This is a genomic window from Pontibacter chinhatensis (assembly GCF_900113285.1).
GTDB lineage: Bacteria > Bacteroidota > Bacteroidia > Cytophagales > Hymenobacteraceae > Pontibacter > Pontibacter chinhatensis.
Genome location: NZ_FOOT01000003.1, coordinates 571001 through 582148, shown reverse-complemented (window position 1 = coordinate 582148; position 11148 = coordinate 571001). Strand labels below are relative to the sequence as shown.

Genomic DNA, 11148 nt, shown 5'->3' with positions numbered 1-11148 from the left:
ATGGAATTGAGAAAAATACTAACTATACTTTTAACGATACCGATTTATGTGGCCCAGGCGCAAACGCCGGAGACAGAGGCCCTGGAGGAGTTCGCCTCGCCGGGCGTGCGCGGCATGGGCAGGTCTCAGGGCGTGGAGATCCGCTACGAGCGCCTTCCCAACTTTAAAATTGATTCTGACTCGGATGACCCCAGGCTGGGGAACGGCTCCGGGCGCGTGGACAGGCACAACAAGTTCTCCGTAAAGGCCTACGCCCCCCTCCTGAACAAGCCGCAGAACAAGGTTGTCCTTGGGTTTAATTACGAGCTGGAGGAGTTCAACTTCGAGAACCTCACGCCGGCCTCTTACGACCTGTACCGCTACCTGGAAGACAAGAACCTGAAAAGTATAGGCGCACAGCTACTGTACCTGCACTCCATCAACCAGCGCAACTTCTACTTCGTCCGGGTAAAGGGCGAGCTTAACGGCGACTACTCCCGCGATGACATCAAAGTATCGGACTACCTCAAGGGGACTGTTGATCTGGCCTACGGCTGGAAAAAGTCGCCGGACTTCGTGATTGGGGTTGGCTTGCAGTGGGGCTATACTTTCGGGCGGCAAAGGGTGTACCCGGGCATCCTCTACAACCGCACCTTCAATCCTAAATGGGGGGTGGAGTCCATCTTCCCGGCCAATGCCAGGCTCAGGTATAACCTGAATGAGAAAACACTGTTCTACACTGGTTACCGCATAGAGGGCGCGAGCTATAACATGTACGTGAACGAGCCGCCGCTATCGGAGTTTAAGGAGCTGGAGCTGCGCCGCACCGATATAAAGGGCCTGCTGCGCATGGAGCGCGAGATCTACGACTTTATATGGTTTGCCGTGGAGGGTGGCTTCCGGCAGTATTACCGCCACCGCCTGTACGATGAAATTGGCTCCAGAAACGAACTCATCAACAACGACCTGGCTGGCTCAGCCTATGTGGGCGTAGAGCTATACCTGGTGCCACCCCGGAAATTCACTGAGAAAAACAGGTAATTACAAAGCAAGGCCCCGGCTATAAAGCATAGCCGGGGCCTTGTGGTTTCTGCCTGTGTAAAGTATAAGTATACTTTAATTTATACTTTCTACTCCTCCTGTGGTTGACAGGCTGCGGTGGCACCGGAGGGCACCAAGCCATGCAGGTAATCGTAGGTGGCGTACTGGGCCCGGATGTTGGTGGGCTCGTCGGGTTTTACGTAGCTGTTGCCCACGGTGCGGGTCTTGGTGTCGTCCTGCAGCTGCAGATCAATGATATGGCGCACCTGCTCCACCAAATCTGGCTGGTAGAGCGGGAAGGCTACCTCCACGCGGCGGTTCAGGTTGCGGGTCATCCAATCGGCGGAGGCAATGTACATTTTCTCCTCCCCGTTGTTATGGAAGATGTACACCCGGGCATGCTCCAGGTAACGGTCCACGATCCCCCGCACTTCAATATTTTCGCTCACGCCCTCCACACCTGGCATCAGGCAGCAGATGCCCCGCACCAGCAACTGTATCTTCACACCGGCCTGGCTGGCCTCGTACAGCTTCCTGATCATACGGGCATCCTGCAGCGCGTTCATCTTCAGAATCATACTTGCCGGTAGCCCTTTCTTGGCGTTCTTGATCTCGCGGTCCACCAGCTTTACAAAGCCCTGCCGCATGTTAATGGGTGCTACCAATAAGTGCTCGAACTTCTTGTCCGTCTGCCGGTCGATAAAGAAATTGAACACCTGCTCCACTTCCTTCGTCAGGCGCTTGTCAGCGGTAAAGAGGGCATGGTCGGCGTAGATTTTAGAGGTGGTTTCGTTATAGTTGCCGGTGCTCAGGTAGGCGTAGTTCATCAACTTGCCGCCCTCGTTCCGGGTGATGAGGCCCAGTTTGGAGTGCACTTTCAAATCAGAAACGCCGAAGATAACGTTGGCGCCCGCCTTCTGCAGCTTGCCAGCCCAGTAGATGTTCGACTCCTCGTCGAAGCGGGCTTTCAGCTCCACCACCACCGTTACCAGCTTGCCGTTGTTGGCCGCCTTCACCAGCGCCTTGGCCACCTTCGATTTGTCGGCCACCCGGTAGAGGGTGGCGCTTACGGCCGTTACCTTGGGGTCCTGGGCAGCTTCCTCAAAAAGGCGCAGCACGTAATCAAACGACTGGTAAGGGTAGTGCACCAGGTAATCGCGCTCTTTCATGGCGGCAAGTATACTTGGCTCCTGCTCCAGCTGCGGATGGATGAGCGTGGGCTGCGGTTTATACTTCAGGTCGGGCAGGTTAATGTCCGGGAAGCCGAAGAAGTCGCGGAAGTTGTGGTACTTGCTGCCCTCCACCAGTTCCTCGGCGGTAATGCCGGTGTGCGCCATCATCCTGTCGAGCAGGTCCTGCGGGGTTTGAGGGTCGTAGAGCAGGCGGGCCGGGTAACCGGTTTCGCGCTTCTTCAGGCTCTTCTGTATCTTGGCCATCAGGCTACCCGATACCTCCTCCTCAATGTCCAGCTCCGCATCGCGGGATACCTTCACGGCGTGGGCGGCAAAGGATTTATACTTTGGGAACAGCCTGGGCAGGCAGAAGCGAATCACGTCGTCTATGAACATCACGTACCGCTGTTCGTCTACGGTAGGTAACTTCACAAAGCGGCTACCGTGTTTTTTAGTAGGGATCTCCAGCATGGCGTAACGCTCCGGCTTGCAGTCGGCTTCGGCCGGGTCCCACATCTTCACACCCAGGTATACGGTCTGGTCGCGCAGGAAAAGGTGCGTCTCCGTTTCATCCAGTATGATGGGCAGCAGCAGTGGCTCCAGCGTCTCCTCAAAGTAATCCTGCACCCAGGCCTCCTGCTCCTTGTTCAGGTCATGCTCTGTCAGCAGGTGGATGTGGTGGCGGCGCAGGTCGGGCAAAATCTCCTCGCGGAACACCCGCCCAAACTCCTCCTGCTGCCGGTGCACTTCCTGCAGTACCTGGTCCAGGGTTTCCTGCGGCTCCTCCTCCAGCTTGCTGCGTGTCTTGGGCTTCAGCTTTATCAGGCGCTTGAGGGTGGCTACGCGCACCTTAAAGTACTCATCCAGGTTAGACGAGAAAATGGCCATGAACTTGATGCGCTCCAGCAGGGGGACGTTTTTATCCATCGCCTCCTGCAGTACTCTATAGTTAAAGGCCAGCCAGCTCAGCTCACGGTTAATGTACGGAAGGTCTGCGCCAGTCTTTGGCTTCTGTTCTTTCTGATCTTTCATCTTATGCAATTATACTTTGGCCCTGATGCGGGCCCTAAAAGGGTGATGTTACTTGTGGTTCTTCGGGAAGTCGTAGAACAGCTGGGTTGCGTTCTCCCTCGAAATCTCGAACCAGCTCTCGCAGTTAAACTGCAGCGCCACCACACCTGCGGTAGGCAGACTTGCTACGGGCTCCGGCGACAGCATGCCGGCAAACTCTGAGAGCGCCTCGTTATGGCCTACCAGCAGCAGGGTGTCTACCTCAGCCGGGGTTTGCTGTACTACCTCCAGCAGGTCCTCCCTGCCTGCCCCATACACGCGGGTATCCACCACGATGTCGTCGGGGTCGTAGTCGAGTTCTTTGCTTACGAGGGTGGCTGTGCTAAGGGCACGCACGGAAGGGCTTGAGATGATGAGTTGGGGTGCCACGCCGCGGGCAGCCAGCTCCTGCCCCATCAGGGGGGCGTCGTGGCGGCCGCGTTTGTTCAGGGGGCGGTCGTGGTCGCTTAGGTCATCAAACTCCCAGCTGGATTTGGCGTGCCTGAGAATGTATAGCGTCTTCATATAGTTTCCATTTTCCAGGCCTTTGCGATGCAGCCAAGTGCACGTAAAGGTGGCTTTGCTACTTACTGAAAGTATGGGTAAATGGTTGTGTGGTAGGGGCCGGGCGCAGTGCCTTAGGGGGCAGCGGCAAAACACAAAGCCCACCCCTTGCTTTAAGCAGCGGGTGGGCTTTTGCTATTTCTGCGGCAGGTTGCCGCCTATACGTTGTTGGGGTAACGCTGGAAGTGGATTTCGGCGACCCTTCGCTGCAACTCCTCCCGGAGCGCATCGATGTTAAGCTTGTCGGTGGCGGAGATAAACATGGCCGGCGCATGCTCCTTGGCCATATACGTGGCCTTCAAGTCTTCGATGGATGGGCGCACCTGATGGCCTTCCTCCAGCATCTCCTGGTTCTCCTCCTGCAGCTCCTGCTCCCGCCTGCTCAGGTAGGTGTCAATCTTGTTGAACACCAGCAATACAGGCTTTTCAGCGGAGTTGATGTCCTTCAGCGTCTCGTTCACCACGGCGATATGGTCCTCAAACGATGGGTGCGACACATCCACCACGTGCACCAGCAGGTCAGCCTCCCGGATCTCATCTAGGGTGGATTTAAACGACTCGATGAGCTTGGTAGGCAGCTTGCGGATAAACCCTACCGTGTCCGAGAGCAGGAATGGTACATTGTCGAGCACTACCTTGCGCACAGTGGCATCCACGGTGGCAAACAGCTTGTTCTCGGCAAACACATCCGATTTGGAGAGCAGGTTCATGAGCGTGGACTTGCCCACGTTCGTATACCCTACCAGCGCCACGCGCACAATGCCGGCACGGGCCTTACGCTGCTCATAGTTCTGCTTCTCAAACTTCTTCAGGCGCTCGCGCAGGAGCGATATTTTGTCGCGCACAATACGGCGGTCAGTCTCAATCTCGGTCTCACCCGGACCCTTCATACCGATACCACCCTTTTGCTTGGAAAGGTGCGTCCAGAGGTTGGTGAGGCGCGGCAGCAAATACTGGTACTGGGCCATCTCCACCTGGGCGTGGGCTTGGGCAGTTTTAGCACGCAGCGCGAAGATATCAAGTATAAGCAGGCTTCGGTCCACTATCTTCACCTGCAGCTCGCGCTCAATGTTGCGCACCTGCGAGGGGCTCAGGTCATCGTCGAAGATCACCATATCCACCCCGTGCTCCTTTACATAAGCCTGTATTTCCTCAAGTTTGCCACTGCCCACAAAGGTGCGTATGTCGGGCTTGTCGAGCTTCTGCACGAAGCGTTTCAGGGTGTTAGCTCCCGCCGTTTCGGCCAGGAAGGCCAGCTCGTCCAGGTACTCCTCCGTCTGCTCGTCGCTTTGACGGTAGCCTGGCACAGCTACCAGCACGGCGGTCTCCTGCGGTTTAGAGGTTTCGTAGTATTTCTTTTTAGCCATTCATTAATTCTTAAGCTTCATGGGATAGGCGGCCAGCGGCTATATTGCTCACGCCTGGCTGACTGCCGAAAGCCGGCACCGGGCATTCTTGGTTACGTTTACAGGATTGCGCTGGCTCAGGTTGAAAAGAGCGTGCAAATTACGTTAAAATTTCCGATGCTGCGGGCAAAATAGCTAACTTGCGGCCTCAACAGATGGCGTCGCATGCCAAGTATGGTGCATAGGCATAACACTTAACTAATCAATGGTTCACAAACTTTTCCACATTGAGGGACTGATCGAGTTCCAGCCACGCATCTTCCGCGACGACCGCGGTTACTTCATGGAGACCTTCAGCATGAAATGGTTTGAGCCGCTCGGGTTGAAACCTAACTTTGTACAGGATAACCAGTCTGTTTCGAGGAAGGGGGTGCTGCGCGGACTGCATTTTCAGAAACCGCCGCACGCACAGGCCAAACTCGTGCGCGTAACCACAGGCAAGGCACTGGATGTGGTTGTGGACCTGCGTAAAGTATCTCCCACTTACGGGCAACATGTGGCTACGGTACTGGATGCAGAGAAGCACAACGTCCTCTACATCCCGGAAGGCTTTGCGCACGGCTTTGTGGCGCTGGAGGATAATACCACCTTCCTCTACAAGTGCACCGACTTTTATGCCCCCCTGTCAGAGGGCGGTATACTTTGGAACGACCCCGCCTTGGGCATTGACTGGGGCATAGCCGAGCCGCTGGTATCTCCGAAAGATGAGGTGCTGCCGCTGTTGGAGGGATTTAGTTCGCCGTTTTAAAGTAGCGTTTCCTTAGGAATCCTAAAGTATAAAGCCAGAGAACTTGTCTCTGGCTTTATACTTTAGGATTCTTTGTCCTGATTAGAACCGCATTAGGAGCGAGATGTTGGAAATAGGCTTGTAATTTATGTTACTCCGATCCGTAGTGTATGTTCTTTCTGTTTCTGTAGAAGATTGATTTACGGATGAGATTTGTTCATCAGTCATTTTATTTTTGGTTCGTGATAGACTTGCTACAACTGCTGTTTCAGTGGCTATATATAGCCTGTCTGTAACTTGATATGCTATACCTGAGAACGGACGTATGATAGCACCAAATGTTCTATATTGTTGAGAATGGCTGATGCTACCTTGGCCGCTAGAGTTTAAGAATGAGTTTTGGTATTCAGAGATATTCCACCCGTAGTTAGGACCTGCTTCAGCGCCATAATATATTACCCATTTGCCGTTTAGCGGCATGTGCCATTCGTAACCTCCCGTCAGCTGAACTGAAAAGCCTTTTAACGTAGTTTCATAATCGTGTTCTGTACTTTGATTAGCAATATGGTCATAGCTGTTTTGTGAACCAATGAGGGTGCTCCTAAACATGCCGTTGCCGTTGCCTTGCCGTTTGTAAATTAAGCCCACAGGTAAGCTGCTGTTGTTGATAAAAACTTTCTGGAGAGTTGGACTGGCAACTATGCCGAAGTGATGCTTATAAAAAGGAGTATCTGTTGTTTGGCCGTTAACAAATTGGGCTAAGCACAACAGGAGGGCAAGTAATAGTATCTTTGTCTTCATAGCAATGGTTTATATTTGTATAAATATATTCAAATATAATAATTACTCATGTGACATGCTGTACCTTAAGCGTGGCAACATAGATAATTTCTATAAGGCTAAAGGCTGAATTATAAATTAATTGGATTTATCATATCAGAAGTCAGGCAGTATACTCTTAAACTTCTAAGAGTATACTGCCTAGTTAATTATAGCTCCTCCACCAGCGTTTCCAGCCCCATACCGCGCGAGCCTTTAATGAGCACATAGCTCTCGGACACCGGGTTCTTGCGCAGCCAGGTTTGCAGCTCCGGCTTCGTTTCAAAGTATAAAAAGCTGTCCTTTACCTCGGCAGCATACTGCATGTCTTTGCCGCAAAGTATAACCGTGTCGAAAGGTTGCTGGGCTACCACTTCCCCTAAAGCCCTATGCTCGGCCTCGCTCTCGGGGCCCATCTCAAACATATCCCCCAATATAACTACCTTCTGGGGCGCATTCATACTTCCGAAGTTGCGCACGGCAGCGGCCATGGAGGTGGGGTTGGCGTTATAGGCGTCCAGAATGATGGTGTTGCTGCCCTGCTGCAGTACCTGCGAGCGGTTGTTTACCGGGCTGTAGGCGGCAATAGCCTGGTTAGCTTGTGGCAGCGGCACCCCAAAGTACTTGCCGATGCAGGCGGCCGCGGCCATGTTCTCGTAGTTGTAGCTGCCCACCAGTTGCGTGTACACCACGTTGCCTTCTTCATCCTTATACACCACGTAAGGCGAGGCTTCCAACAGCTCGCTGTGGTAAAAGTCGCCGGGAGCAGGGTAGGTTACTTTGCTTTCGATGCGGCGGCTCATGCGCAGCAGGTGCTCGTTGCCAGTGTTGATGAACACGGTGCCGCCGTGCTCTAGCAGGTGCACGTACAGCTCACTTTTGCCACGCGCCACACCTTCCAGGCTGCCAAATCCTTCCAGGTGCGCCTTACCGATGTTGGTTATCATGCCGTGCGTGGGCAGAGCGATGCTGGAGAGCAGGGCGATCTCACCGATGTGGTTGGCCCCCATCTCGATAATGGCCATCTCGTGCTCTGGGGTGATGCGCAGCAGCGTCAGCGGCACGCCGATGTGGTTGTTGAGGTTTCCCTGCGTGAAAAGTGTGTTGAACTTCTGGCTCAGCACCGCATAAATCAGCTCCTTGGTCGTAGTCTTGCCGTTGGAGCCCGTGATGCCAATAACGGGTATGCTCAGCTGGCGGCGGTGATGGTGGGCCAGGTCCTGCAGCGCCTGCAGGGTATCCTCCACCACAAACACATTTTCCGAGGCCATACTCGGGTCATCCACCACAGCATACGTGGCCCCCTTTTCCAGGGCCATCTGCGCAAATCGGGCGCCTTTAAAGTTGGGTCCGTTCAGGGCGAAGAACATACTTTGGTTTTGCTCGGCGCGGGAATCGGTGCTGACGTGGCGGCACTCGAGGTATTTTTGATATAGAAACTCGATGTTGTTCTGCATGAAATGCTTAATTTTAGCTTGCGTCTGATGCTTCTGGTTACGTGCTTTTACACGGTAAGTATAGCGGCACAATATACACCCAATTAGCCAGAAACGACAGCAGGCCGGCTTACGTTCACCTACATAACCCGCCACCTCTCCGGCGGCCAACCCAAAACTATGAAAGTATACCTACCGCTTCTGCTTATACTTTTATCCCTATCCGGAGCCGTGGCGCAGCAGGAGCCGCTCCGTTTCCGGATGAGCCAAAACATACCTGTCACGGCCCCTGCCGGTGCGCTCTTGGAGCCCTGGAGCGGCGGTCTCAACGCGCCCCAATTTTCTACCATCGACCTTAACCGCGACGGGCAGGACGACCTGTTTGCCTACGACAGGCAGACGGCCAAAGTATACACCTGGCTAGCGGTGCAGGAGGCGGGGCAATGGAAGTATAGGTACGCGCCGGAGTATGAGAGCGCCTTTCCAGGTGACCTGGCCTACTGGGTGCTGCTGCGCGATTACAACTGCGACGGGCTGAAGGATATCTTCACGAACTCACCGCTGGGCATCCGCGTGTTCCGGCAGGAGCCCGGCGAGCCGCTGCGCTTCACGCAGGTAACGGACGGGCTGCGCTACAGAAGCGGCCGCGTGAACATGCAGATGAACGCCACCGACATCCCCGCCATTACCGACATCGACGGCGACGGAGACCTGGACATCCTCCTCACCAACTTTTCCCAAGGTTATCATCTGGAGCTTTATCTGAACATGCAAACTGAGCAAGGCTTGCCCTGCGAGTCGCTGGTGTATGAGCAGCAGAGCAACTGGTGGGGCGGCATTACCGAGTGCGAACACTGCAATGATTTTAAGTTCGGGGAGAAGTGCGGAAACACGCACGGGCAAAGTATAGCGGCCCCCCTGCACTCAGGCCACGAAGGCTCCACCCACCTGCTGCTCGATATGGACGGCGATGGCGATATGGAGCTGGTGATGGGAGGCGTGGCCTGCGAAAACCTGGTGCTAATGGAGAACAAAGGCGACCGCCAGAATGCCTTGATGGATAGCTTCCTGCCAAACTTTCCTGCTGCAAACCCAGCCAGCTTTAACCTCTTCCCGGCCGCTTTTTACGAGGATGTTACCTTTGATGGCATCCCCGATTTGCTCGTTAGCACCCAGGCCTTTGAGGAAATCCATGACATGGACTTTCAGCGCTCTTCCTGGCTTTACCGGAATACCGGCGCTGCCGATAAGCCCGGGTTTACGTTTGTGCAGGATAATTTTCTGCAGGGCCAGATGATTGACCTGAGCGAAGGGGCCTACCCGGCCTTTGCCGACCTGGACGGCGACGGCGACCTGGACATGTTGGTGGGCAACGATGCCAGCTATCGAAGCGGCACCTACAGCGGCTCCCTTAGCTTTTACCGCAATACCGGGACCTCCTCCGAGCCCGCTTTCGAGCTGGTAACCCACGATTTCCTGAGCCTGCACAGCAAGCAACTGTATAGTATAAAACCAACCTTTGCTGACATGAATGGCGACGGAAAAACGGACCTCATACTTGCTCTGAAAGGCGCTGGCATCGGCAGTAGCCGCATTATCTGGCTCCGCAACCTGGCAGCTACCGGCCAGCCGCCCGCCTATGACTTTGCCCAGCAGCAGGAACTCCTGAAGGTGGCAGATGGCGACTCCCCGGCCTTTGCCGACCTGGATGGTGACGGTGACCTGGACCTCCTGCTGGGCAAGTCGGCCAGCAACCTGGAGTTCTACCGCAACACCGGCACCGTTACTGCCCCGGTTTATACTTTGGAGAACAGCAGCTTTGGCGGCATCAGCTTCGATTTTGACCGGCGCCACCTGCACCCCCTGATTTTCGATATAGATGGTGATGGAAAGCTGGACCTGCTCACGGCAGACGATAGTGGCGAACTGCGCATCTACCGCCACATTACCCAAGACCTGAACGCTACCTTTACCCCAGAAACTGAACTGCTGGAAAACAAGCTGACGCAACAGGTGCAGGCCACCCGCCTGGGTCGCGGACTAAGTATAGCGGCAGCGCCTTTAGGCGGCGATGAAAAAATGTACCTGGTTCTGGGTTCCAAAGGCGGCGGTTTATACTTGCTGGAGCAGGTTTCCGGCTTCAAGGGTGCTCCAAATGCGGGCGAAAAACTCACGCTGCAAGTATACCCCAACCCGCACGACAAGGCTGTGGCGGAACCGGTAAAGGTGCATGCCTCCGAGCCGGTGCAACTGGAAGTGTTTGACGTGGTGGGCAAGCGCGTGTACCGTAAGGATAATGCAATTGGTCGTTCCCATACTTTGCCGGCACAGAAGTGGCAGGCGGGCATTTACATAGTTCGGGCTACAGCCGAAAACGGTAAACAGGCCAGCGTAAAATTGATGGTGCGCTGATGCAGGCCTTTTTATACTTCGATTTGAGTTCAGACACCGCTTTCCACAAACCAGTCGTGGAGCAGGTGCGCCAACGTATACCCATTGTTTCTGTACTTGACCTGGATGCACGCTCCGACGAGTTACTGCAGCACTACGCCCTGCGCCTGCTTCGGGAATCTGAGAAGGCCGTGGTATGTATTAAGGCTGATGAAAACGCCGCAGAGCTGGGTAGTCTGATGCCGCTGCTGGAGGAGCTACTTGAGGAAGGAAAGCAGCGTCTGGTACTGCTGCAGGGGCAACACCCACGCCTCCAGCGCATCTTCGCCGCCCGGCCGCATGTGGTGTTTAAAGTAGTAACGGAAGAGCAGGTAGTGGAGGAAGTGAAACGATTTCTGGAAGTATGATTGGTGTCCCAATTATGGCGCAAGCGTCCGCTTGTGTCACATTAGCCTTCCCCGCTGGCGCGAGTTTGCAACTCGTGCCTACTATGATGTTGGGTTTGCAACCCAACTGGCTTGAAAAGCCATATTTATGCTTTGGCTATACTTCTTAAATATGTT

9 protein-coding genes are annotated in these 11148 nt (G+C 54.5%); 4 read left to right on the top strand and 5 right to left on the bottom strand.

The genetic code is table 11. The features are described from left to right. On the top strand, positions 1-1020 hold the full coding sequence (locus BM040_RS11745; RefSeq protein ID WP_139217797.1) for a DUF6268 family outer membrane beta-barrel protein: 1020 nt from the start codon (positions 1-3) through the stop codon (positions 1018-1020). An 89-nt stretch (positions 1021-1109) separates the two neighbouring features. Here BM040_RS11745 and ppk1 read toward each other — a convergent pair whose 3' ends face one another. From ppk1 to hflX, 3 genes are all read right to left on the bottom strand, one after another. Then, on the bottom strand, positions 1110-3224 hold the full coding sequence (gene ppk1 / locus BM040_RS11740) for a polyphosphate kinase 1 (RefSeq protein ID WP_092101335.1): 2115 nt from the start codon (positions 3222-3224) through the stop codon (positions 1110-1112). A gap of 48 nt (positions 3225-3272) precedes the next feature. Continuing rightward, positions 3273-3767 (bottom strand): SixA phosphatase family protein, encoded by a 495-nt coding sequence (locus BM040_RS11735; protein ID WP_092101333.1) that lies wholly within the window; start codon positions 3765-3767, stop codon positions 3273-3275. 197 nt (positions 3768-3964) lie between these two features. Then, entirely contained in the window at positions 3965-5173 is a 1209-nt protein-coding gene (gene hflX / locus BM040_RS11730) for a GTPase HflX (RefSeq protein ID WP_092101331.1), read from the bottom strand. A 244-nt stretch (positions 5174-5417) separates the two neighbouring features. Here hflX and rfbC point away from each other — a divergent pair, with 244 nt between their 5' ends. Further along, positions 5418-5960: a dTDP-4-dehydrorhamnose 3,5-epimerase gene (gene rfbC / locus BM040_RS11725; protein ID WP_092101329.1), complete on the top strand. Its 543-nt coding sequence runs from the start codon at positions 5418-5420 to the stop codon at positions 5958-5960. Positions 5961-6041: 81 nt separating this feature from the next. On the opposite strand, the gene BM040_RS11720 is transcribed toward rfbC, so the two are convergent. Both BM040_RS11720 and BM040_RS11715 read right to left on the bottom strand, forming a co-directional pair. Next, on the bottom strand, positions 6042-6740 hold the full coding sequence (locus BM040_RS11720) for a hypothetical protein (protein WP_092101327.1): 699 nt from the start codon (positions 6738-6740) through the stop codon (positions 6042-6044). Between the two features lie 188 nt (positions 6741-6928). After that, positions 6929-8215, bottom strand: coding sequence for a UDP-N-acetylmuramoyl-tripeptide--D-alanyl-D-alanine ligase (locus BM040_RS11715; protein WP_092101325.1), 1287 nt, complete (start codon positions 8213-8215; stop codon positions 6929-6931). 159 nt (positions 8216-8374) lie between these two features. Between BM040_RS11715 and BM040_RS11710 the strand changes: the two genes are divergently transcribed. Next, positions 8375-10606 (top strand): T9SS type A sorting domain-containing protein, encoded by a 2232-nt coding sequence (locus BM040_RS11710; RefSeq protein ID WP_092101323.1) that lies wholly within the window; start codon positions 8375-8377, stop codon positions 10604-10606. Next, positions 10606-10992: a hypothetical protein gene (locus tag BM040_RS11705; RefSeq protein ID WP_245756196.1), complete on the top strand. Its 387-nt coding sequence runs from the start codon at positions 10606-10608 to the stop codon at positions 10990-10992. Before BM040_RS11710 ends, BM040_RS11705 begins: the two co-directional genes overlap by 1 nt. The last annotated feature ends 156 nt before the right edge of the window (positions 10993-11148 follow it).